The sequence below is a fragment of the Streptomyces sp. NPDC001781 genome (genome assembly GCF_053596035.1).
This window is the reverse complement of record NZ_JBSFFI010000007.1, coordinates 1-22,312: the sequence shown is the minus strand read 5'-3', so window position 1 is coordinate 22,312 and position 22,312 is coordinate 1. Positions and strand designations below refer to the sequence as shown.

Here is a 22,312-nt window from a genome sequence, read left to right as displayed (position 1 = left end):
GGTGGGGCTCAGGCGGGCTGACCGCCGAAGCGCTCCTTGTAGGTCTCCAGGTCCTCGTCCGTGAGCTTGGCGAAGAGGACCGGGGGGACGGTGAAGGGGATGCCGGGCCGGAGGGTGGTGAGGGTGCGGGCCTCTTCCCCGGTGGTCCACGTGGCCGTGTCGTCCGGCAGGTCGAACGCCGCCCGCATCGCCGCCGCCGAGGACGGGATGAAGGGCTCGGAGACGACCGCGTAGAGGTGGATCAGGTTCATCGCGGTGCGCAGGGTGAGGGCCGCCGCGTCCTGGTCGGTCTTGATCTGCAGCCAGGGGGCCTTCTCCTCCAGGTAGGAGTTGCCGGCCGACCACAGGGCGCGCAGGGCGGAGGCCGCCTTGCGGAACTGGAGCGCCTCCATCTGGCTCTCGTACTCCGCGAGCAGCCCGGCGATCTCCTCGCCCAGGCGGGCCTCCGCCTCGCCGGGCTCGCCGCCCGCCGGGACCTCGTCGCCGAAGCGCTTCCTGGAGAAGGACAGGACGCGGTTGACGAAGTTGCCCAGCGTGTCCGCCAGGTCCTTGTTCACCGTGGCCGTGAAGTGCTCCCAGGTGAAGGACGAGTCGTCCGACTCGGGGGCGTTGGCGATCAGGAAGTAGCGCCAGTAGTCAGCGGGCAGGATGTCCAGGGCCTGGTCGGTGAAGACGCCCCGCTTCTGCGAGGTGGAGAACTTGCCGCCGTAGTACGTCAGCCAGTTGAACGCCTTGACGTAGTCGACCTTCTTCCAGGGCTCGCGCACGCCCAGCTCGGTGGCCGGGAACATCACCGTGTGGAACGGGACGTTGTCCTTGGCCATGAACTGCGTGTAGCGGACGGTGTCGTCCGCCTCGTACCACCAGGACTTCCAGTCCCGGTTCTCCGGCTCCTGGTCCGCCCATTCCTTGGTCGCGCCGATGTACTCGATCGGGGCGTCGAACCAGACGTAGAAGACCTTGCCCTCGGCGGCCAGCTCCGGCCAGGTGTCGGCCGGGACGGGCACGCCCCAGTCCAGGTCACGGGTGATCGCGCGGTCGTGCAGGCCCTCGGTCAGCCACTTGCGGGCGATGGAGGAGGCGAGCTGCGGCCAGTCCTGCTCGTGCCGGGCCACCCACTCCTCGACCTCGTGCTGGAGCTTGGACTGCAGCAGGAAGAGGTGCTTGGTCTCGCGGACCTCCAGGTCCGTGGAGCCGGAGATCGCACTGCGCGGCTCGATCAGGTCGGTGGGGTCCAGCACGCGGGTGCAGTTCTCGCACTGGTCGCCGCGGGCCTTGTCGTAACCGCAGTGCGGGCAGGTGCCCTCCACGTAGCGGTCCGGCAGGAAGCGGCCGTCGGCCGGGGAGTAGACCTGGCGGATCGCCCGCTCCTCGATGAAGCCGTTCTCGTTCAGCTTCCGGGCGAAGTGCTGGGTGATGTCGCGGTTCTCGGCGGAGGAGCTGCGGCCGAAGTAGTCGAAGGCCAGCGCGAAGCCGTCGTACACCGCCTTCTGCGCGTCGTGCGCCTGGGCGCAGAACGCGTCCACCGGCAGGCCCCGCTCCTTCGCGGCCAGCTCGGCGGGGGTGCCGTGCTCGTCGGTCGCGCAGATGTACAGGACCTCGTGGCCGCGCTGGCGGAGGTACCGGGAGTACACGTCCGCCGGGAGCATGGACCCCACCATGTTGCCCAGGTGCTTGATCCCGTTGATGTACGGAAGGGCGCTGGTGATGAGGTGTCGAGCCATTGGAGGCTGCTCCCGGGTCGGATCGTCTTTGCGAACCTTGAAATCGTAGCCGACGTGTGTATGCCGCCCGCCTCCCGTTTTACGGGGTGGGACGCGGGCGGCACCGGGGGCGGGAGAGGGGTTACGGGCGCCAGCCGGCGAGCACGCCCTCGTAGAGCTCGGTGTCCGTCAGCTCGCGGGGGGTGGGGCCGGCGTGGAAGAAGGACGTGTTCCCGGTCTTCAGCCTGCGGAGGTAGTCGAACGCCTTGTTGTCCGGCTCGCCGAAGGCGACGAACGAGAAGAACACCTTGGGGTGGGTCTTCGCGGCGTCCGCGAGGGCCTTGGTGGCGGGGGTCTTGGCGTCGGGGGCGCCGTCCGTCTGGAAGACGACCAGGACGTCGTCGCCGGGGGCGTTGTGCGTGTCGTGGTGGGCGAGCACGGCTTCCACGGCGACGTGGTAGCTGGTGCGGCCCATACGGCCGAGTTTCGCGTGCGTCTCGTCGATCCTGGTGGCGTGGTCCTCGGTCAGGGTGAGGTCGGTGGTGCCGTCGACCTCGGTGGAGAAGAAGACCACGTGGACGGTCTGGTCCTTGTCCAGGTGGGCCGCGAGGGCGAGGGTCTGGTCGGCGAGGGCCTGGGCCGAGCCGTCCCGGTAGTACGGGCGCATGCTCGTGGAGCGGTCCAGTACGAGGTAGAGCTTCGCCGTCGTGCCGGTGAGGCCGGTGTGGGCGAGGGCCGCCGCGGCGGCGGCCTGGGCGGTGGCGAGCGAGGGGGTGCCGGTGAGAGACCCGGTCTCGCTCGCGGTCGCGCGGGACGCGTCGTCGGCGGGAGCGGCCTGCGAGGGCGCGAAAGCGTCGGGGGCCTCGGCCTCCGGGGCGGAAGCGGCCTCCGGCTCGGCGTCGGTTTCCGGGGCCGGGGTGGTCTCCGGGGCCTCGATGGTCTCCGGTCCGGCCGCGGCCTCGGGCTCGGGGGTGGTCTCCGGCTCGGCCTTCGTGTCCGGCTCGGGGGTGGGCTCCGCCCCGGGGCGGGCGATCGCCTCCGGGGCGGGGGCGTCCTCCGGGTCCGCGGCGGTGTCCTGGGCGGCGTCTGCTTCCGGGGTCTTCGGATGCGCCAGGGCGCCGGCGGGCGGCTCCGTGGACTGCTCGGGGATGGCCGGCTGCTCGTGCTCGGCCTCCGCCTCGGGGAGGGGCTCGGTGCGCTGCTGGGGGACCACGATTTCCGGGTCCGCGTCGATGATGGCGGGTTCCATCATCAGGGGCTGGATCTCCGGGGTGGCCGGCTCCTGCTCAGCCGGCGTCTCCGCGGTGGCGGGGATCTCCGGCGCGACGGTTTCCGTCTCCGTCGGCTCCTCGGAGTCCAGCGCCTTCGACGCGGGCGCGGTCTCGGTTTCCGGCGCCGCCGTCTGCGCTGCGGCCGCCTCGGCCGGCTCCTTCGGGGCCAGGGCTTCCGGTGCGGGCGCCTCCGCCGCCTCCGGGGTCTCCGGGGTCTCCGGCACGGTCTCCGCCGCCGGCTCCGGCATCGCGGTCTCCGGCACGGTCTCCGCCGCCGGCTCCGCCGTCGCCACGGCATCCGCCGTCGGCGCGGGCGGAGTCTCCGCCTTTGGTGCAGACCCCGCATCCGCCTTCGGCGACTCCGAAACCCCCTGCGAGGGGACCCGCGGGCCCTCGGACGCCTCTGTTACCAGTTCGTGCTCCTGGCGGGGGGTCGGGAGGTGGTCTGCACTCTCCGCCTCGGCGGGACGCCCTTTGCGTCCTCGGCCGAACGCGTTCCGCAGGAGAGTGAGAATGCCCATGTGCGCACCCCTTCGCGTGAGTTGTCGCCGTAATCCCTGGCCAGGACGGCCACGTTAGGTTAGCGGCCCGTCAGTGCGGTGTGGCGATGGCTCTCGCGGCCGCCACTTCTTGTCGTACCGGTTCCAGTACGCTGCCGGCCGGTCCGGTCAGGTGGACGGGGAAGGCGATGAGGGTGTCGGCCTCCCGGACACCCTCAGCCAATTCACCTAGCTGGCACACCACTTGGCGGATCTCGGCGGAGGACGGGGGCGGTGCGCCGTGGTGGACGCGGACGCGCGCCGCGGTCGTCGCGTCGACGATCCGCTCCACGGCGACCACCAGCGGCCACCATGCCGCGGCGCGCCGTCCGGTGGGCGGCGGTTCGGTGAGCGCGCGCTGGAATTCCGTCCGGATGGTGGAGAGGTCACGGTAGAGGCGGCGCCGCATCCGCGTGCGGCGGGCGGGGTCCGTCTCCGCGCCGAACGCCGTCTCCACGTACGCCGCCGTGTCCTCGACCGCGTCGGCGAGCCGGTCGCCGACGCGGGTGCGCCAGCTCTCCGGCCACAGGAGGTACCCCGCGACCAGGGCGATCCCGCAGCCCATCAGGGAGTCCAGCAGGCGGGGCAGCAGCAGGCCGGTGCCCTGGTGGTTGAGGATGTCGGAGAGCAGCAGGATCACCGGGGTGATCGCGGCGGTCTGGAAGCCGTAGCCGCGCGGGGTGAGCGCCGGGACGAGCGGCGCGAGCAGCATCATCACCGGTACGTCCCACCAGCCGATCGGCACCTCCGCCAGGACCGCCGCGGCGATCACCAGCCCCGCCACCGTGCCCATCGCGCGCAGCAGCGCGCGGGAGAAGACCGAGCCGAAGTCGGGCTTGAGGACGAAGGTGATGGTCAGCGCGACCCAGTACGAGCGCGGGACCGGGACGAGGGAGACGAGGGCCTGCGCGATGCCGATGCAGACGGCGAGGCGGAGCCCGTAGCGCCAGGAGCCCGCGGAGAGCACCGCGTCCCGGGCGGCGCGGACGACGCGCACGTGCAGCGCGACGGTGCGTTCGTCGACGCCGCGCGGGTCCACCGAGGGTGAGGTGACCACCTCCGCGGCGTGCCTGAGGGCGTGGTCGACGGCGCGTTCGGTCTCCGTGAGGGCGAGGGGGAGCGCGGGCAGGCGCAGGCCGGTGGTACGGCCGGTCTCGATGGCGTCGGCCAGTTCCCGTACCGCGCGGGGCACCTCGGGGGGCAGGGTGCGGCCGGTGAGGTGGACGGCCGGCGCGGCCTCCACGACGGGGGTGATGGCGTTCAGCCGGGCCAGCAGCCGGGTGAGTTCCTCGCTGCGGCCGTGGTGCCGGGCGCGGTGCCCGAGGATCAGGTCGTACGCCTGGTTCAGGGCGCGGGTGACGTCGAAGCGGGTGGCGGTGTAGCGGTCCTGGTCGCCGGTGTCGTCCAGCAGGTCGGCGACCTTGCGGTAGGCGTTCGCAACCGACGCGCGCTCCGGCACCCCGGCCCGCAGCGGCCACGCCAGCAGGGCGAGGGCCAGGACCAGCAGGCCGCCCCCGGTCATCAGCAGCGGTGCCAGCCACCAGGGGTGGGGCAGCGGGAGCCCGGCGCCGACCACGCAGTTGAGCAGGAGCAGCAGCCCCGACACCGAGGCCACCGCGCCGATGGTCGAGATCATCCCGGAGACCAGTGCGACACCGGTGACCACGGCGACGGCGAACCATCCCCGCCCGAAGGCGAGCTGGCCGAGGATGATCCCTACGGCCCCCGTGAGCTGCGGTACGGCGATGGTGATGACCCGCAGCCGGTACGCCTCGGCGGTGTCGCCGATGACCCCGTTCAGCGCCCCCATGGAGGCGAGCGCCCCGAGCTCCGGCCGCCCGGCCGCGAACCCGAGGGCCAGCGGCGACGCCATCGCCACGGAGGCCCGCGCCGCCGCGGCCCAGTTGACGGGCGCCGGCTGCGGCCGGAGGTTCCGAACGAGCCAGTCGGGCGGGGTGAGGCCGATGGGCAACTCTCGGAACATGCGCCCATTATGTCCACTGTGTCCATCAGGGCTCTCCAACCGGCCCGCCCGGCGGAAACGTTGAGGCGCTCCGCAGCGGACCCGCACGTGGCGGAGCCCGGCCGGCCTCCGGCGTGGGGCCGCCTACACCCGCGCCCGGGTCCGCGCGGGCGACCTCGTGGACTTCCCCCCGCCCTCTCCCCGTCGGCGCACCGACCTGCGCCGGGACAGCCACGCCGTCAGGGCCACCGCCAGGCCCAGGGTCAGCAGGAGCCAGGAGACCGTACGGAGACCGGAGGTGAGGGTGTCGTAGACGGCGGCGGCCACCGGGTGGGGGACGTCGGCGGGGAGGTCGGCGAGGGTGAGGACGCGGCCGGCCGTGAGGGCCAGGCCGAGGAGGGCGCCGCCCAGGGCGGTGCCGAGGGCGGTGGCGACGATCGCGCGGCGGCGGCGTACGGCCAGGGCGATCCCCGCGGCGGCGAACAGGACGGCTGCCACCGGCAGCCACAGACCGGCGACTTCGAGCATGTGGAATCCCTTGCGGTACCGGGTCAGCTCCCCCGCCGGGAGCACCGGGACCTCGGTGTGGCGCACCGGGATGCGGGCGGCGAGCGGAATGTGGTCCTCGGCGAGCCGTTCCTTGACCTCGGCGGTCACCGGGGCCAGGTCGACGGTGACCGCGCGTGGGGTGCCGTCCGCCGGGGCCTCCTCGCGCAGCGCGCGCAGCACCGCGTCGTGGGTGACCCGGTTGCCGGTGTCCCAGGCGAGGCGGAAGGCGCGGGTGTGGGTGAAGGAGCGCACCGCGTCCCGGACGAAGGGGCCGACCGAGCCGCGTACCGGTGTCATGTCCGCGTGCTGGTCCACCTCGCGGAGGATGCCGTCGCCGACGGTGTCCGCGACGGCGTCCCGCACGGCCGGGTCGGCGGCGAGCGGGGCCATCGTGGTGACGTACCGGCCCGTGTCGGTGAGTGTGTAGGCCGCCCAGGCCGCAGGTGCGCCGAAGGGCACGATGAGGCAGGCCAGGGCGATCAGCGCGGCCGACAGGGCACTCCTCAGTCGGGGGTGCACGCACTCCAGGCAAGTCCCGCCGGGCCTTCGGCGCGAGCGGTGGGCGTACGTTCGGGGGAACGGGCGCCCCCGGCCCGCCCCTCAGCTCACCCGGTGTCCCGCCGCGTCCTCGCGGGTGTAGAAGCGGTAGAAGAACACGATGAACGTCGCCGCCGCCACGATCAGCGGGATGCCCACCGACCGCACCGGCGAGGCGCCCGCCTGGTTGTAGAGGAAGCCGAAGGACACGCCGACGAAGACCGCCCACAGCAGCGCGTGCGTCTCGCGCCGCAGCCGGGGCGCGAGAGTCAGCACGGCGAACATGACGACCCCGAAGACCAGCGCGGTCACCCACCCGAACAGCATGTTCCAGCCGGTGATCGGGCCGCCGGAGCGCCGGTTCGCGGCCGCCCAGTAGCCGTAGACCAGCGCCAGCACCACCGGCACCGCCACCCTGGCCATGCGGTGGGTACGGCTGTCGAAGATGTCGGGGGGCGGGGTGATCGCCTTCGGGGCGTCCTTGCGGCCGCCTCGGATCGGCGTGCCGGGCGCGGGTGCCGCGTGAGCCATGAGAGCGCTCCTTCTCTCGCCGCTTCGGGCCACGACGTGACGGCCCGGCTTCCAGGGCACACCTGCGGCGACGGCCCGGCAACTCGGCCGGGCGGGTGACGGGGCCCGGATGCGGCAGGAACCGGCCCGTGTTCCCCTGAGGTTTCCGAGGACGGCGGCCCGCCGCGACCTGCGCGCGGCCTCGGGACGGAGATGGGGCTCGTGACCGAGATGGAGTACCGGGACCGGCGCGAGCGACGGTTCCTCGGCCCCCGCACCGCCTGGCTGGTGCCGCTGGTACTGCTGGTGGCCGTCGTGGCGGTGGACCTCCAGACGTCCGAGAAGTTCCGCGTCGTCTCCTGGATCATCCTGGTGCCGAGCATCGCCGCCGCGATCTGCGGGGTCGGCACCACCATCACGTTCGCCCTGCTGTCGCTGGCCGCGTATCTGGTGGCGGACGCGGTCTTCCCCGAGCGGTACCGGGCCGGCACCGTCGACTTCGTCCTGCTCGCGCTCGGCGGGGCGCTCGCCGTGATCGTCTCCGCGGTGCGGGACCGCCGGGAACGGCAGGGCCTGCACATGCGGGACATCGCCGAGACCACCCGCCGTACCGTGCTGCGCCCGCTGCCGCCGAACTGGGGCGGACTGGAGCACGCGGGGGTGTATCTCGCCGCCGACGTGGACGCTCGGGTGGGCGGCGACTTCTACGACATCCAGCCCAGCCCCCATGGCACCCGGGTGCTCCTCGGCGACGTGCAGGGCAAGGGCCTGGGCGCCGTGGAGACGGCCGCCGCGCTGCTCGGTACCTTCCGCGAGGCGGCGTACCACGAGCCGGAGCTGGCGGACGTGGCCGAGCGGCTGGAGGCGCGCATGAGCCGCCACCGCCGGCACACCGCCGCGCTCGGCCGCCACGACCCCGACCGGTTCGCCACCGCGCTGCTGCTGGGGTTCCCCGACGACGACCGGCACACCGTCGAGGTGGTCAACTTCGGCCACGAACCACCGCTCGCCGTGGGCCCGCGCCGGGTGCGCCCGCTGCTGGGCGGGCAGCGGTTGCCGATCGGGTTCGGGGACCTCGTGTGCGGGACGCCCTCCGGTGATCCGCAGCCGCCCGCCTGCCGTGAGCGGCTGGACGAGGACGAGACGCTGCTGATGGTGACGGACGGCGTCACCGAGGCCCGCGACCGTGCCGGCGAGTTCTATCCACTGCTGCCCGAGATCACGCGGGCCGTGGCCGGCGACGCCGGTGTGACCAAGCCACGGCGGCTGGTCCGCCTGGTCCGCGAGGGCGTGCTGCGGCACACCCGCGACCGGCTCGGCGACGACACCACCGCCTTCGCCATGCGCAGGCTCCCCGAGCCGCAGTCCGGTCCCCCCTCCGGGCCCACGACCGGGCGACCTTCGCCGCCCTGAGACGCGGCCGCCCGCGTCCAGCGGTTACGGTGCTGGCTGACCGGCGTAACCGGCCGGCCGAAGAGGGGGAGGCGCCATGCCTGGAACCGTGCTGCTGCTCGCGGCCGCGCCGCTGGGCCGCGGCCGCCTGGTGGACGCGGCGGCCGTGCTGCCCGTACTGGGCGCGGTCGCGCCGTCCGTGCTGGCTGGCACCGACACCGCGCACGTGGTGGAACTCGCCGACCCGCTCGATCCGCAGGGCGTGCTGACCCGGCTGCGCGCGGCCGCCGCCGCGTCCGGCCCGCTGACGGTGTACGTCACCGGGCAACTGCTGCTGGACCGCCGCCAGCGGCTCCCGCACCTGGCACTGGCCCGCACCACCCCGGCCACCGCCCGCTACACGGCGCTGCCCTGGCACTGGCTGAAGGACGAGCTGCGGCTCCGTCCGGCCGGGACCACCCATCTGCTGCTGGACCTGCACGCGGACGCCGAGACGTGGGCCACTCTGGCCGAGCGCCCGCTGGACTCGGGCCGCACGGCGGTCGTGCACGGCCGGATCGCGCCCCCGCCCGGGCGGCGCCGGATCGCGGAGCCGACGTACATGCGGGCGGTGGCGGCGCTGCTGCGCGGCGGGCACCGTCCGCCGGTCGCGGAGCTGCACCGGCGGGCGCTGGAACGGATCGCGGCGGAGCTGACGTCGAACCTGGTGCTCACCGCGCCGGACGACGAGGGCGACCCGCACGCCGCGCTGAGCGCCGCCGTCCGGGCCGGGCGGCACGCCGACGCCGACCGGCTGGCCGCCCGTCACCAGGAGGCGGCCGTACGACGGCACGGGCCGGCCTCCGAGGACGCCCTGCACTGGGCGGAGGTCCGCGCCGACCTGGCGATGTTCGCCGGCGACCCGGTGCGCAGCTGCCGCGCCTGGCTCGGTGTGGCAGGCTTCCGCCTCTCCTCCGGCCACGCTCCCGACGCCCCCGCCGTGGAGTCCGCGGTGGACCGCGCCCACCACCAGTGGGGCCGCATCGAGGACGCGGAGCGGGTCCGCGAACTGGGGCGCGAGCTGGCGGAGTTGCGGGCCCGCGTACCAGGGCGCCGGGAGGGTGCCCTGGACGACGTGCGGGAGCGGCTGGGCCAACTGCACCAGAGCTGAGATCACTTGGTGGACAGGAAGTACTTCCAGGAGCCGCGGGTCGTGAAGTCCACGCTGTCACCGGACCTGCCGTCGACGTACGACGAACGCACCCGGAGACGGTAGCCGACCCCCCTGGCCGTGGCCGCCGGTGTACCGCACCGAGGGTGACGGCGAGGCCGCCGTGGGAGTCGGCCTTGCCGGACTTCACCAGCTTGTCCGGCTTGCCGGCGCCGTAGGGGTCGGCCCGGATCTCCACCGTGCGGTTCCGGTACGTCTTCCCCGGGTGGGCCGCGCAGAGATCAGGTCATGCCTCTGACCGCGTCACGCGGTGATCACCAGGTGAAGCCTTCCTGGATCTTCATGCAGGCGTCCGTCCTGTCGCCTTTCAGTGCGGCCGCGGACTTGGGGACCTCGCGCGTGGCGGGTTCCGGGAAGCGGTCCCCCACGGGCCAGTCGGCGCCGACGACGAGGGTGATGTCCCGGGCGTCGTCCACCGCGCGGACCCGGGCGGCGGGGATGTTCAGCTTCTTGGCCACCGCGAGGGCGTCCCCCCTGAGCGTGGTGCCGGAGTAGAGGACGGAGGTGCCGGGCTCGGCGGCGGGTTTCCTCTCCTCGATGGTGCGGGTGAAGCCGTGGTCGCGGAGGATGCCGGCGACCGCTCCGGCGCGGCCGGGCGCGGGGGACTCCAGGCCCGCGCCGGTGCCGTTCTCGACCCGGACGGTGATCTCGGCGGCGGGCGCCGCCGGGTCGGTGGCCTTCGGAGCGGGGTCCTTGGTGCCGCGGCCGTCCAGCGGGACGTCGTCGCGGACCAGGGAGACGAGCCTGTCGGCGTCGTCGGCGGCGGGCACCAGGCGGTTGCGGTCCTGCGACCAGGGGGTGGTGGGCAGCGTGGTCATGGTGATCCGCTCGGTGGGCACCTTCTGCAGCTCCATCGAGAGGTCGTACAGCTTCTTGACCGTGCCGAGGCCCTCGTCGACGGTGAGGGCCTCGGTCGCGGCCTCCGCGAGTCGCCGCATCTCGGCGGGGTTGCCGAGGGTGGCGTCGGCGCGGAGCCGGCGGACCATCGAGTTCATGTACATGTGCTGGGCGTGGGTGCGGCCGACGTCGGTGCCGTCCTCGAAGCCGTAGCGGGTGCGGAGCCACTGGAGGGCCTGCCTGCCCTTGACCGGGTGGGTGCCCGCCCTGAGCCTGAGGCCGGAGCCGTGGCCGTTCGCGGTGTGCGACCAGACGTTCTGCTCCACGCAGACCGGGACGCCCCCGACGGCGTCGGCCATGGCGACCACGCCGGAGAAGTCGACCATCATGAAGTGGTCCACGGGAATGCCGGTGAGCCGCATCCAGGTGGCGACCGTGCAGCCGGGTCCGCCCCGGCCGAGCGACTCGTTCGCCATCGCCAGGCTCAGCTCCGGATACACCTTCCTGGTGGCGGGGTCGGTGCAGCGGGGGATCGGGACCATGGTGTCGCGGGGGAGGCTGATCACCGACATGTCGTTCCGGTCCGCCGAGACGTGCACCAGCATCTGCACGTCCGCCAGCGGGGGGCGGCCCACGTCGCCCCTGGAGCCGCCGAGTTCGAGGTCGTCGGCGGTGTTCCGGCTGTCCGAGCCGATCAGCAGGATGTTCAGCGGGGTACGGCCCGCCGCGTCCGGGGTGGCCCTGGGGTTGGGGCTGTCGCCGAGATTGAGCGGGGCCTTGGCGAGGTTGCCGTTGAGGTGCCGGTAGTAGAGGTAACCGGCGGCGGCGGTACCGAGCAGGAGCAGGGCCAGGGCGAGGGTGGTCCAGCGCAGGACGCGTCTCGCCCGTCTCCCGGGCGGCCGCACGGTCTCGCCGGTGGTGTCCGGTGCTCCGGTGTCCTCCGTGCGCAGGCTGCTACCCGTCATCCCCCGTGCCCTTCCGCCCTGGCCCCCCGACCCCGGCCACCGAAAAGAAACCCCGTTCAGCGGCAAGGCGGTTCGCGCTTGGTGAAGGGCCTGGCCGGACCGAGGCACACCCTAATGGCGGGGGCCGCTGTCAACTGTTGACGGTGAGATATTCCACTCCCGTACAACCTTTGTCCTGGAAGGGTTCGGAGCGGCTCGCCGCTCGGCCCGGAGTGGTCCTTACCCGGGTTCGGGCGAGAAAATCCCTTGCGCGGAGCGGTTGTGGGGGGTTCAGGGCTGGGCGTACCGGGCCACCGGCTCGGGGACGGCGTCCGCCGCGCGGGCCGGGCAGGCGTGCCCGGCGATCACCAGGGTGGCCACCGCCACGACGGCCGCCACGACCCCTCTGGCGAACGGGCCGGCGTCCGCCGGGCGGAGCCGCGCGCGGGCGGCAGCATGGGGGCGTGCGACGGGGGTGGGGGTGCGACCTGGCACGGCTACCTCGCAACATCAGCGACGGGTCAAGCGGACTTGAGCCGCCGTTTAACCTAGGGCTGCGGAGCCCCAACGACAAGGGGCGCCAGGGGAGTTGGGGAGGCGCAGGGATGCCGGAGCGGGACGGGCCGGAGGTGGTCGGGCGACGCGTTCAACGACTGCGCGCCGAAAGGGGAATGACGCAGCGGCAGTTGGCGGAGCCCGCCTACACCCCCGCCTACATCTCCACCCTGGAGGCGGGCCGGGTCCGCGCCTCCGACGACGCCCTCAGGCACATCGCGGACCGGCTCGGCGTCACCTACGACGAGCTGGCCTCCGGCCGCCCCGCCGGGCTCGCCACCGCCCTGCGGCTCCGGCTCACCGAGGCGCAGCGGGCGCTCGCGGACGGCCGTGCCGAGGAGGCCGGGGAGCGGTACTCGGGCCTGCTGGCCGAGGCGGAGGAACACGCCCTCGTCCCCGAACAGGCTGCCGGGCTGCTGGGACTTGGCGAATGCGCGCTGGAGACGGGCGAACTGCACACGGCGCGGGCCCACTTCGAGCGGGCGGAGGAACTGCTGTCCGGCGGGACCCTCCCGGAACGGGTGCCCGCCGTACGCGGCAGGGCCGTGGCGCACTACCTGTCCGGTGAACTCCGCTACGCGGTCTACCTGCTGGAGTCCGCCCTCGACGAACTCAACCGGAGCGGACTGCACGACCCGGACGCCCTGCTGCACCTCTACACCGCCGTCATCGGGCCCTACATGGACATGGGCGCCCACGCCCGCGCCGCCCAGGCCGCGGAGTTCGCCCTCGCCCTCGCCCCGCACGCCGCCGACCCCGCGCTGATCGCCCGGATGCACCGCTCGGTCGCCCGTACGCTGCTCGCCGAGGGCCGGCACGCCGAGGCGGACGCCTCCCTCGCCAAGGCGGCCGGGCTCTACCGCCAGCTCCGGCTGCGCACCGAGCTGGCCAACTGCCACTGGATGCGCGGTTACGTCCATGCCCAGGCGGGTGAACTGGAGAGTGCCGAGACCGAGTTGCGCCTCGCGCTGGACATGCTGGCCGAGACCCGTGCCGCGCTGTACCGCAGCCAGGCCGCCGTCGAACTGGCCGACGTCCTGCACCGCCGGGGCAGACCCGGCGAGGCCGCCGCCCTTCTCGAAGGCGTCCTGGGCGACTTCTCCTCCGAACGCGGCGCCGTCCACGCCGCCGCCGCCCACCGCCTCCTCGGCATCATCGCCGAGGACGCGGACGAGACGGACGTGGCCGAGGAGCACTACGTACGGGCCCTGAGCCTCCTCGAACGCGCGGGCGCCGCGGGCGACCTGGCCGACCTCTGCCGTCTCCTCGGCGACCTGCTCCGCCGCACGGGCCGCACCGAAGCGGCTCTGGACGCCTACCGCACGGGCCTGGGCCACCGGACGGCACCGGGGACGACGACCCTGGGCCCGGCACCGGCGGCGCCGCCCTTCTGAGGGCTCTCCCGCATCCCTCGGCGGGCGCGCGACGCCGGCCACGGCGCCCGGCCGCGTTGCCGGACCCTCCGCGTACGGCCAGGACGCGGACGGCCTCCGCCCTGCGACGCACCGCGTCCGACGCCGCGCGCCGATCCGCCGGGGATCACGGGACGTCCCTCAGACCTGCGCCCGCCCCTGCCGCCGTACGTCCGCCAGCCTCAGCGCGCCTATCTGTACCGCCGCCTGGGTCGCGTCGTTCGGGACGTCGCCCTGGCCGCCGTTGGTGAGGGCGAAGGCGTCCTCACCGACCCGGACGGCGGCCAGTTCGAGGGTGAGGTGCTGTTCCTCGGCGTCGGGGTTCTCGGGGTCGGTGGCGGCGAGGGTGAGGCGGAGGCCCTGTCGTCTGTCCCCGACCTCGGGGAGAGGGAGGCCGGAGACCTGGATGTCCTCGGTCCAGCCGGTCCGGGTGGTGGCGGTGAAGCGGGCGCACCTGGCCGGCATCTCGCCGAGCCACTTCAGGTCGGTGTCCACGTCGGAGGGGCGGCGGGCGCCGATCTGGTAGCGGAGCTGGGCCTCGGAGGCCGGGTCGTCCAGGGCGACGGCGACGCGGGCGGGGGCGCCGAGGACCTGGTCGGAGTAGAGCGCGTCCAGCAGCCGCTGGCACTCGGCCACCTCGGATTTCGCCTTCAGCATGCCGTCCCGCCAGGTCGCGATGCCACCCGCCGCCGCCCACGGCGAGCCGAGATCGGACTCGGTGACCAGCGCGGCCCGCGCCTGCGCGTCGGTGAGCGCGGAGCCCCCGCCGGAGGGGGCCCTGGAGGTGGCCGCGGGCTTCTCGACCGTCGGCAGCGAGTACGTGGCGGTCGGCGGATGCTCCAGACCGAGGGTCGCGCAGCCGCTCAGCGCGAGCAGTCCGCCGAGCGGCAGGAGGACACGGGCGCCGCGGGTACGTATGCCTCCGGTCATCGGGTGTTCCTCCTGGTCGCTGTGGCCGCTGCCTGCTCCTACGGCACCACCGGCGATCACGGCCCACCAGCGCTCCGGTCCGTTCGGGTGAGGACCCGGAAGCCCGCGGCCGCAGGCTCCCTTAGGGTCGAGGCGTCCTTACGCAGCGACGACCGGCAGGAGGCCGCCGTGCAGCCCGTGGTGCCCGTGATCATCGACTGCGACACCGGCGTCGACGACGCCCTGGCACTGCTCCTCGCCGTCCGCCACCCCGGACTCGACCTGCGTGCGGTGACCTGCGTGGCCGGGAACACCGACGTGGACGGGGTGGTGCGCAACACCCTCACCGTGCTGGAACGGGCCGGCGCCCCCGGCATCCCGGTGGCCAGGGGCGCCGAACGCCCGCTGCTGGAGCCCGCCCGCCCGGCCCGCCACGTCCACGGGAGCGACGGCATGGGCGACCTGGGTCTGCCCGCACCCACCCGCGCCCCGGCCGCCGTGGACGCCGTCACCCTGCTGCGCCGGGAGATCCTCGCCTCCCCGCGCCCGGTGACCCTGATCCCCACCGCGCCCCTGACCAACATCGCGCTGCTGCTGCGCACCCATCCCGAGGTGACACGCAACATCGAGCGCGTCGTCTTCATGGGCGGCGCGGTAGGTGTCGGAAACGCCACCCCGGTCGCGGAGTTCAACGTCTGGCACGACCCGGAGGCGGCCGCGATCCTGCTCGGCGCGGACGTGCCCATCACGATGTACGGACTGGACGTGTTCACCCGCCTCGTGGTGCCCGGCACCGAGGTGCGCCGCCTGCGCGCCTCGGTGGAGCCCGGCGCGAGACTCGCCGGCGACCTGCTGGCCCACCGTCCCAGCGCACCCGGCACCACCCCGGACGACGAGGAGGCGGGCGGCCTCGGCGACGCGGGCGCGGTCTGCGCGGTGGCCGACCCGGCCGGCCTCACCACCCGCCCGCTCCCGGTCGAGATCGGCCTCGCCCCCGGTCCCGGGCGCGGCCAGACCGTCGTGGACCGCCGCCCCGGGCCGGGCGAGGCCGAGATCCACGGGGGCGCCCGCGCACGGCCCCTGGTGGACGTCGCCCTGGACGTCGACGTGACCCGCTACGTGGACCTGTACCTGAAGACGGTGGAGCGGCCCTGAGGGAGGTTTCCCCCGCCGGGCGATGTGGACAGCTTCCCGTCGACACCTCCAGGTGAACCCGTACGAACGGAGCCCGCATGGCGGACCTCTCGTCCCGGAACCCCGACTGGTGGCGGCAGGCCGTCATCTACCAGGTCTATCCCCGCAGCTTCGCGGACGCCGACGGCGACGGCATGGGCGACCTCGCGGGCGTCACCGCGCGCCTCGGCCACCTGGCCACGCTCGGCGTCGACGCCCTGTGGCTCAGCCCCTTCTACCCCTCCGAACTGGCCGACGGCGGCTACGACGTCGCCGACCACCGGGGTGTCGACCCCCGCCTCGGCACCCTGGACGACTTCGACGTCCTGGTCGCCAAGGCCCACCGGCTGGGCCTGAAGGTCATCGTCGACCTCGTCCCGAACCACACCTCGCACCGCCACGCCTGGTTCCAGGAGGCCCTGCTCTCCGCGCCGGGATCGCCGGCCCGCGCCCGCCACGTCTTCCGCCCCGGAAGGGGTACGTACGGCGAACTCCCGCCCACCGACTGGCGGTCGGTGTTCGGCGGCAGCGCCTGGAGCCGGGTCCCGGACGGCGACTGGTACCTCCATCTGTTCGCCCCCGAGCAGCCCGACCTCGACTGGTCGCACCCCGAGGTCCGCGAGGACTTCCGCACCACCCTGCGCTTCTGGTCCGACCGGGGCGTGGACGGCTTCCGGGTGGACGTCGCCCACGGTCTGGCCAAGGACCTCGCCGAACCCCTGCGGGACGTCGGGGGCATCGGCGCCACCGGCGAGGAGGCCCTGCCCCTGATCGCCCCCGGCAGCCACCCCTACTGGGACCGGGACGAGGTCCATGACATCTACCGCGACTGGCGCACCCTGCTGGACGCCTACGACCCGCCCCGCACCGCCGTGGCCGAAGCCTGGGTCCCGGACACCCGCCGCGCCCTGTACGCCCGCCCCGACGAACTCGGCCAGGCGTTCAACTTCGAATACCTTCAGACCGTCTGGGACGCGGACCGGCTGCGCCGCGCCATCACCGCCTCCCTCGCGGAGGCGCACACCGTCGGTGCCTCGGCCACCTGGGTGCTCTCCAACCACGACGTGGTCCGGCACGCCTCCCGCCTGATCCTGCCGCCCGGCACCGATCCGGACGCCTGGCTGCGCTCTGGCGGCACCGACCCCGAGAGCGACCCCGAGGCAGGGCTGCGCCGGGCCCGCGCGGCCACCCTGCTGATGCTGGCGCTGCCCGGCTCGGCGTACCTCTACCAGGGCGAGGAACTGGGCCTGCCCGAGGTCGCCGACCTGCCCGCCGAGGCCCTGCGCGACCCGGTCTGGGAACAGTCGGGGCACACCCGTAAGGGCCGGGACGGCAGCCGCGTCCCCCTGCCGTGGACGGTCACCGGGCCCTCGTACGGCTTCGGGCCGGGTCCGGCCTGGTTGCCGCAGCCGGAGTCGTTCGCCCGGTACGCCGTCGAGGCGCAGGCCGGAGCGGAGGGCTCCACGCTGGAGCTGTACCGCACCGCCCTCCGGCTGCGCCGCAAGCTGCTGCAGGGCGAGGAACTGACCTGGACGCCCGGCGCGCCGTCCGGCGTACTGGACTTCACCCGCGCCCAGGGCTGGCGCTGCCTGACCAACCTCGGCACCGAACCGGTCGACCGTCCGGCCGGCCAGCTCCTGCTGTCCAGCATCCCGTTGAGCGAGCCGGACGTGCTCCCGCCGGACACGACGGTCTGGCTGGGCCAGGGCCTGCCGTCCTGATCCTCCCCGGCCCACGCGAGCCCGGCCTGATCCGGACGACAGCCCTCAGCCGATCGTCGGCGTGGGGCTCGGCTGGGCCGGGGCCGGTTCCTCGCGGGTGCTGTTCGAGCCGGGCACGCCGGGGATGGCCAGCGGGGTCGAGGTGGCGTTCGGCGGCGGGGTGAGCACGACCTGCGGCTGGCCGGGGTCCGGCGCGGGCGGCGTCAGGTTGTCCGAGGGCAGCTTGGGCGGGGTGGTCTGCTGGAAGATGGTCTGGTCGAAGTCGACCAGGCCGGTCTTCTCCATCACCGTCATGTGGTCCAGCACGGTGTCGTTGGCCTGGTCGGCCAGCGAGCGGATCAGCGAGTTCTTGGTGGTGGACCGGATCTTCGCGATGGCGTTGAAGATCGAGCCGTGCGTCATCCGCAGGATGTTGGCGAAGTCGGTGTCGAACGCCTTGCCCGTCTCGCCCTTCAGCTGGGTCACGAACCCCTCCTGCTGGGGGCTCGCCACGTTGGGGATCGTGATGTTCAGCATCGGCGCGATCTTGCGGCAGGAGGCGTCCAGCGCCGCGTGCCCGTCGACCAAGTGCTTGCTGGCCTCCTTGACCCCCGGGGAGGCGCCCTTCTGGAGCCCGATCTGCCCGAGCGGGTACTCCCACAGCCCGGCCGCGCGCACCTTCACCACGAAGTCCCGGTCCTGCTCGGTGAGCGGACCCCACTGGGTGTTGGCGATGATGCGGGTCTGCGCAGTGGAGACGGTGTCCAGCCCGAGCATGCCCGGGTATGCCAGCGCCGCGAGGGTCAGTGCCATGGCACCGCCCACGAAGAGAGTTCCCGTCGCGTTCCGCGAAAAGCGCACCGTTCCTCCTGCCCGGTCGTGGTTTCCGCCGACAGGCGGTTCAGACACACAGCAGTACGGACGCGGAGCCGGTTCGTCTCGACATCCACCGTGAAGATTCCGCGCCGGTCCCCGGTGCTGTGCCGCGGGGCCGCCCTCGGCCCGCGAACAGCCAGTGTATGAGCGGACATTGGGCAGAGGTTGACCGCTCCCCGGGCGAATCGTCCCAGGTCACCGGCCTGGATTCGCCGCATGTCCCCACGGCCACCGACCGGGACGTCCGCCGCCCTGCCCGTCCTGCCGCATCGCCAGGGCCGCGACCACCGGACGCTCGACGACGCCCTGCCCGACGCCGGTGCGGTCCGCGAGCGGTGCCTCGCCACGGAGGACCGGGCCAGGGGGCGCCCCCGCACCACGGAGACGCGGCCCGGACCGCGCGCGGTGCCCGGCCTCGAACCCGGTGCGCCGGCGCGTGTGGCTCGGCTGGACAGGAGGGCGACCGGAGCGAGGAGCGGTGTTCCTCTCGATGGCGTGAGGCGTCCCGGACCGCACCGGGGCGTCACCCGTACGGCCTAGTCCCCGTGGTCGCCGGGCGCCACGAGCCGGATCGTCGTTCCTAGACCCCGTCCGGGGTCACGGGGGGACGAGACGTCGGAGGTAACGGCCATGACCCAGCAGACGCAGTCGGCGCGGCCCGAGCACAACCGGCTGGCCGAGGGAGGCGCCATCTTCGCGGGTGTGCTGATGCTGGTGAACGGCATCCTCCACATCTTCCAGGGCATCTCGGCGATCGCCGCGGACGACGTGTACGCGCGGATCAACGCCTACGTCTACAAGATCAACCTGACCGGCTGGGGCTGGATCCTGCTGGTGGCCGGTGTGATCGTGGTGGCGACCGGTGCCGGGGTGCTGATGGGCGCGGCCTGGGCGCGGGTGATCGGCATCGTGATCACCTCGCTGGGCCTGATCCTGCAGTTCCTCTTCCTGCCGTACGCGCCCATCTGGTCGCTGATCCTGATCGCCATCGACTTCTTCATCATCTGGGCGCTGGCGAACTGGCACCCGGAGGGCCGTGCGGTCATCTGACCACCGCCTCCCCCCTACGGGCCGGTGCCGCGACGCTCTCCCGCGCGGCACCGGCCCCTTGTCCTGTCCTGTTCTTCACGGGTCTCGCGGGCCCGACAGTCCCTGTTACCGGGCCGTCCGGCCGCGCGAGGATGTGCCCCGTGACCCCGTGACCCCGTGACCCCATGACCCCGTGACCCCATGACCTCGGACAGCGCTCTCGACACCCCTGCCGCGCCCCCCGACCCGCGGGCCTCGGACTCACTCCCTCGCCCGCCTGGCCGCCGGGGCGCGTGAACCTCTGGTTCCCGCGCGGCATCGTGGCCGACGCCTACCGGGCGAAGTGCGCCCGAGCGGCGGCTGCCGGCCGTGGTCGACGTGGGGTGGGGTCTGTGGCCGGCCGGTCTGCTCGGCGGGGCCCTCCGGCAGGGGGACGCCGACTCCGTCATCGCCCGGCCTCACTCGGAGATCGGGCGCTGCTCGCGGCCGACCTGGCCGTGGCGGGCGCGGCCGCGGCGGGGGCGCTGATGGTGCGTACGGTGACGGCGGCACAGACGGCGCGTCTCGCGTGGGCCTGACGCCGCGTAGGGCGTTCCTTGCGAGGGCGCCCCGCAAGAACCCTTAGGCCAGAAGGGTTTCCCGCCCTGCGGGCCGGAGTGGGGTGGGTGAACATGAGGACGTCTGCCCTACCGCTCCTCTGCTAGGGGGCCTCCATGGCTGCTGTAGACATTCCCCCGCTCATCAAGCCGTCCCGGCTCCGGCACCGGGGTGGTCTGGCGGGCGAGCTCATGGCGGAGTTCATCGGAACCTTCGTCCTCATCTCGTTCGGCTGCGGTGTGGTCGCCATGGCGGTCGCCGCGCTGCCGGGCTCCGGCCGCGCCGCCACCCCCACGACGATCTTCCTCGCCGCCGGCGACTGGCTGCTGGTCGCCTGGGGCTGGGCGCTGGCCGTGACCTTCGGCGTGTACGTGGCCGGCGGCGTCAGCGGCGCCCACCTCAACCCCGCGGTCACCCTCGCCATGGCCGTCCGCCGGGGCTTCCCGTGGCTGAAGGTGCTGCCGTACTGGTTCGCCCAGGTCGCGGGGGCGTTCGTCGGGGCGGCGCTGGTGTACCTCGTCTACCACAGCGCGATCGCCGCCTTCGACGCGGCGGTGCCGGGACAGAAGACCAACGGCCACTCCCTGGCCTCGTTCTCCATCTTCGCCACCTTCCCGGCGCCCTACTTCCACGGCGGCATCTGGGGTCCGCTGATCGACCAGATCGTCGGCGCGGGCTTCCTGGTGATGTTCGTGGTCGCCATCCTGGACCTGCGCAACCAGGCGGTGAAGGCGAATCTGGCCCCGCTGATCGTGGGCTTCGCGGTCGCCGCGATCGGCATGTCCTACGGCGCCAACGCCGGCTACGCCATCAACCCCGCCCGCGACTTCGGCCCCCGGCTGTTCACCTGGCTGGCGGGCTGGGGCAGCCTCGCCTTCCCGGGCAGCGAGCCCGGCCAGTTCAGCGGCTACTGGTGGATTCCCATCGTGGGCCCGCTGATCGGCGGCCTGGTCGGCATCTTCCTCTACGACCTCTTCATCGGCGACGTCCTCTACCTACGCAGCGACCTGGGCGAACTGCCCGAGCCCGGCCGTAGCCGCCCGGTCAGGACGATCGACCAGGACGACGAGACGGGCCGTGGCGGCGGCAGGCGGAAGGGGCCGGACGAGGACGACGAGTACTGAAGCGCTTCTCGGTCCGGCAGGCCATACCGATGGGCGGTCCGGACTCCGGGCCGCCCACCAGCATGTGCACCCGTGTACGAGGGTTCAGTGCGGAGTGTGATCCCTGGCCGGCCTCCGCACCCGGGCTCGCGGGCGGCCGTTGGACCGTGCGTTGGGGCGGCGCGGTGCAGGAACGATTCGGCTGCCCTCTGAGCGTGCGGCCACGGGCGCGCCGCACCGCCGCGAGCTACGGAGCGCAGAACAGTGTGGGCATACGCGGAAAACACCGAGTGGGCGTCCGCAGCGGGGCGTTGCGGACCGGACGGGCTGATCGGACGGGGCGAGGAGACGGACGCCCTCCGGGAAGAGCTGGCCCGGCATCGGCTGGTCACGGTGACGGGGGCGGCTGGGGTGGGGAAGAGTGCGCTGGCCGCCGTCGCGCTGGCGGACGGCAGGGGTGACGGACCCCCCTGGGCTCGGGTGGTCTACGTCCGGTGCCCCGGCGGGGGCGGACCTGTCGCCGCGGGGGCGCTCGCCGCGCGGATGGCGGAGGCGGTGGTGGGGCCGCGGGGCGCGGACCCGGTCGGGTGGCGGACGGTCGGCGCGGGGACCGTACCGGTCTGGCGTGGCGCCCGTGCGAAGGCCCGGCCCGCTCTCGCCGACCTGGTCGCGGCGCTGCGGGACACGGCCGGGCGGCGGCCCGTGCTGCTGTTGCTCGACGATGCCGACGCGGTGCGTACCGAGTGCGCGGGGCTGGTGCAGCGGCTGCTGATGGACGCGCCCGGAGTGCGAGTGCTGGTGACCTGTCGCCAGGTGCTCGGGCTGGGTGAGGAACGGGTGCTGCGGCTGACACCGCTGGCCCCGGACGCGGCGGCGGAACTCTTTCGTACGCGCGCCCGCGACGCCGCTCCCGGTCTCCGCGCGGAGCCGGCGGCCGTGGCCCGGATCTGCCGGTTGCTGGAGGGCGTGCCCCTCGCCGTGGAGCTGGCCGCCGGCCAACTGGACGCGGAACCCTCCGCCCAGGCGCTGGCCGACCGGCTGGAGCAGAGCCAGTGCTGGCTGTCCGCCCCCGGTCCGGCGCTGCGACGGCACCGCTCGCTGCGATCGGCCGTCGGCGCGGCGTACCTGCTCTGCGAGCGGCCGGAGCGCGCGGTGTGGAGTCGCAGCAGCGTGTTCCAGGGGGCGTTCACCGAGCCGACGGCGGCATACCTGTGCGCGGGCGCGGGCGTCACCCCGCACCAGGTCTCCACCTGCCTCGCCCGGCTGGCCGCCACCGGCGTGCTGGACACCCTGGACGAGCCGGGTGGCCTGCGCCCGCCCCGCTACCGCATGACCCGCGTCGCCCGCGACTTCGGCACCGAACGCCTGCGCGCGGCGGGTGAGTTCGAGGTGGCCGTGGAGCGCCACGTACTGCACCACCGCCGCCTCGCGGAGGTCGCCGAGCATCTGTGGTACGCGGGCGACCAGCGGCAGGCGGCCGAGCTCGTCCGGGACAACGCGGCC

At 73.7% G+C, this 22,312-nt stretch carries 17 protein-coding genes and 1 pseudogene; 8 read left to right on the top strand and 10 right to left on the bottom strand.

Annotated features, from left to right (window positions below; genetic code table 11):
- Positions 1 to 8: 8 nt before the first annotated feature.
- The 5 genes from metG to ACWCV3_RS08605 form a co-directional block, all read right to left on the bottom strand.
- The gene (gene metG, locus ACWCV3_RS08625) at positions 9 to 1,724 is read right to left on the bottom strand and encodes a methionine--tRNA ligase (protein WP_451220402.1); all 1,716 of its coding nucleotides are present in this window, start codon (positions 1,722 to 1,724) and stop codon (positions 9 to 11) included.
- A gap of 121 nt (positions 1,725 to 1,845) precedes the next feature.
- Positions 1,846 to 3,267 (bottom strand): VWA domain-containing protein, encoded by a 1,422-nt coding sequence (locus tag ACWCV3_RS08620; RefSeq protein ID WP_451220400.1) that lies wholly within the window; start codon positions 3,265 to 3,267, stop codon positions 1,846 to 1,848.
- A gap of 298 nt (positions 3,268 to 3,565) precedes the next feature.
- Positions 3,566 to 5,497, bottom strand: a complete 1,932-nt coding sequence (locus ACWCV3_RS08615; RefSeq protein ID WP_451220397.1) for an FUSC family protein — start codon at positions 5,495 to 5,497, stop codon at positions 3,566 to 3,568.
- Between the two features lie 123 nt (positions 5,498 to 5,620).
- Positions 5,621 to 6,544: a hypothetical protein gene (locus tag ACWCV3_RS08610; protein WP_451220395.1), complete on the bottom strand. Its 924-nt coding sequence runs from the start codon at positions 6,542 to 6,544 to the stop codon at positions 5,621 to 5,623.
- A gap of 81 nt (positions 6,545 to 6,625) precedes the next feature.
- The gene (locus ACWCV3_RS08605) at positions 6,626 to 7,093 is read right to left on the bottom strand and encodes a hypothetical protein (protein ID WP_451220393.1); all 468 of its coding nucleotides are present in this window, start codon (positions 7,091 to 7,093) and stop codon (positions 6,626 to 6,628) included.
- Positions 7,094 to 7,303: 210 nt separating this feature from the next.
- On the opposite strand from ACWCV3_RS08605, the gene ACWCV3_RS08600 reads away from it, so the two are divergent.
- Positions 7,304 to 8,485, top strand: a complete 1,182-nt coding sequence (locus ACWCV3_RS08600) for a PP2C family protein-serine/threonine phosphatase (RefSeq protein WP_451220910.1) — start codon at positions 7,304 to 7,306, stop codon at positions 8,483 to 8,485.
- A gap of 76 nt (positions 8,486 to 8,561) precedes the next feature.
- Positions 8,562 to 9,614 (top strand): hypothetical protein, encoded by a 1,053-nt coding sequence (locus ACWCV3_RS08595; RefSeq protein WP_451220390.1) that lies wholly within the window; start codon positions 8,562 to 8,564, stop codon positions 9,612 to 9,614.
- A 2-nt stretch (positions 9,615 to 9,616) separates the two neighbouring features.
- Here ACWCV3_RS08595 and ACWCV3_RS08590 read toward each other — a convergent pair.
- The 3 genes and pseudogenes from ACWCV3_RS08590 to ACWCV3_RS08580 all read right to left on the bottom strand — a co-directional run.
- Positions 9,617 to 9,885: pseudogene (locus ACWCV3_RS08590) on the bottom strand (hypothetical protein); the annotation flags it as partial.
- Between the two features lie 43 nt (positions 9,886 to 9,928).
- Complete coding sequence (locus ACWCV3_RS08585) at positions 9,929 to 11,476, bottom strand: LCP family protein (RefSeq protein ID WP_451220387.1); 1,548 nt, start codon at positions 11,474 to 11,476, stop codon at positions 9,929 to 9,931.
- 270 nt (positions 11,477 to 11,746) lie between these two features.
- The gene (locus ACWCV3_RS08580; protein WP_451220384.1) at positions 11,747 to 11,950 is read right to left on the bottom strand and encodes a hypothetical protein; all 204 of its coding nucleotides are present in this window, start codon (positions 11,948 to 11,950) and stop codon (positions 11,747 to 11,749) included.
- A 110-nt stretch (positions 11,951 to 12,060) separates the two neighbouring features.
- Here ACWCV3_RS08580 and ACWCV3_RS08575 point away from each other — a divergent pair, with 110 nt between their 5' ends.
- Positions 12,061 to 13,404, top strand: coding sequence for a tetratricopeptide repeat protein (locus tag ACWCV3_RS08575; protein ID WP_451220381.1), 1,344 nt, complete (start codon positions 12,061 to 12,063; stop codon positions 13,402 to 13,404).
- A gap of 159 nt (positions 13,405 to 13,563) precedes the next feature.
- Here the strand turns inward: ACWCV3_RS08575 and ACWCV3_RS08570 are convergent, their stop codons facing one another.
- Entirely contained in the window at positions 13,564 to 14,352 is a 789-nt protein-coding gene (locus ACWCV3_RS08570; RefSeq protein ID WP_451220378.1) for a hypothetical protein, read from the bottom strand.
- Positions 14,353 to 14,520: 168 nt separating this feature from the next.
- Between ACWCV3_RS08570 and ACWCV3_RS08565 the strand changes: the two genes are divergently transcribed.
- Together ACWCV3_RS08565 and ACWCV3_RS08560 are read left to right on the top strand one after the other, a co-directional pair.
- A complete protein-coding gene (locus ACWCV3_RS08565; protein ID WP_451220375.1) occupies positions 14,521 to 15,486 on the top strand; it encodes a nucleoside hydrolase in 966 nt (321 codons plus the stop codon).
- A gap of 77 nt (positions 15,487 to 15,563) precedes the next feature.
- Complete coding sequence (locus ACWCV3_RS08560) at positions 15,564 to 17,225, top strand: glycoside hydrolase family 13 protein (RefSeq protein WP_451220372.1); 1,662 nt, start codon at positions 15,564 to 15,566, stop codon at positions 17,223 to 17,225.
- Between the two features lie 45 nt (positions 17,226 to 17,270).
- Here the strand turns inward: ACWCV3_RS08560 and ACWCV3_RS08555 are convergent, their stop codons facing one another.
- Positions 17,271 to 18,017, bottom strand: a complete 747-nt coding sequence (locus tag ACWCV3_RS08555; protein ID WP_451220369.1) for a DUF4142 domain-containing protein — start codon at positions 18,015 to 18,017, stop codon at positions 17,271 to 17,273.
- Positions 18,018 to 18,710: 693 nt separating this feature from the next.
- Here ACWCV3_RS08555 and ACWCV3_RS08550 point away from each other — a divergent pair.
- From ACWCV3_RS08550 to ACWCV3_RS08540, 3 genes are all read left to right on the top strand, one after another.
- The gene (locus ACWCV3_RS08550; protein WP_451220366.1) at positions 18,711 to 19,130 is read left to right on the top strand and encodes a DUF7144 family membrane protein; all 420 of its coding nucleotides are present in this window, start codon (positions 18,711 to 18,713) and stop codon (positions 19,128 to 19,130) included.
- A gap of 692 nt (positions 19,131 to 19,822) precedes the next feature.
- The gene (locus tag ACWCV3_RS08545) at positions 19,823 to 20,830 is read left to right on the top strand and encodes an MIP/aquaporin family protein (RefSeq protein ID WP_451220363.1); all 1,008 of its coding nucleotides are present in this window, start codon (positions 19,823 to 19,825) and stop codon (positions 20,828 to 20,830) included.
- A gap of 243 nt (positions 20,831 to 21,073) precedes the next feature.
- Positions 21,074 to 22,312, top strand: a 1,239-nt coding sequence (locus ACWCV3_RS08540) for an ATP-binding protein (protein WP_451220360.1), incomplete at its 3' end; no start/stop codon positions are given.

Coding starts and splice junctions, on each gene's coding strand:
- ACWCV3_RS08600 (WP_451220910.1), top strand. CDS start 7,304: ATGGAGTACCGGGACCGGCGCGAGCGACGGTTCCTCGGCCCCCGCACC.
- ACWCV3_RS08605 (WP_451220393.1), bottom strand. CDS start 7,093: ATGGCTCACGCGGCACCCGCGCCCGGCACGCCGATCCGAGGCGGCCGC.
- ACWCV3_RS08570 (WP_451220378.1), bottom strand. CDS start 14,352: ATGACCGGAGGCATACGTACCCGCGGCGCCCGTGTCCTCCTGCCGCTC.
- ACWCV3_RS08585 (WP_451220387.1), bottom strand. CDS start 11,476: ATGACGGGTAGCAGCCTGCGCACGGAGGACACCGGAGCACCGGACACC.
- ACWCV3_RS08560 (WP_451220372.1), top strand. CDS start 15,564: ATGGCGGACCTCTCGTCCCGGAACCCCGACTGGTGGCGGCAGGCCGTC.
- ACWCV3_RS08555 (WP_451220369.1), bottom strand. CDS start 18,017: ATGGCACTGACCCTCGCGGCGCTGGCATACCCGGGCATGCTCGGGCTG.
- ACWCV3_RS08545 (WP_451220363.1), top strand. CDS start 19,823: ATGGCTGCTGTAGACATTCCCCCGCTCATCAAGCCGTCCCGGCTCCGG.
- ACWCV3_RS08595 (WP_451220390.1), top strand. CDS start 8,562: ATGCCTGGAACCGTGCTGCTGCTCGCGGCCGCGCCGCTGGGCCGCGGC.
- metG (WP_451220402.1), bottom strand. CDS start 1,724: ATGGCTCGACACCTCATCACCAGCGCCCTTCCGTACATCAACGGGATC.
- ACWCV3_RS08615 (WP_451220397.1), bottom strand. CDS start 5,497: ATGTTCCGAGAGTTGCCCATCGGCCTCACCCCGCCCGACTGGCTCGTT.
- ACWCV3_RS08550 (WP_451220366.1), top strand. CDS start 18,711: ATGACCCAGCAGACGCAGTCGGCGCGGCCCGAGCACAACCGGCTGGCC.
- ACWCV3_RS08575 (WP_451220381.1), top strand. CDS start 12,061: ATGCCGGAGCGGGACGGGCCGGAGGTGGTCGGGCGACGCGTTCAACGA.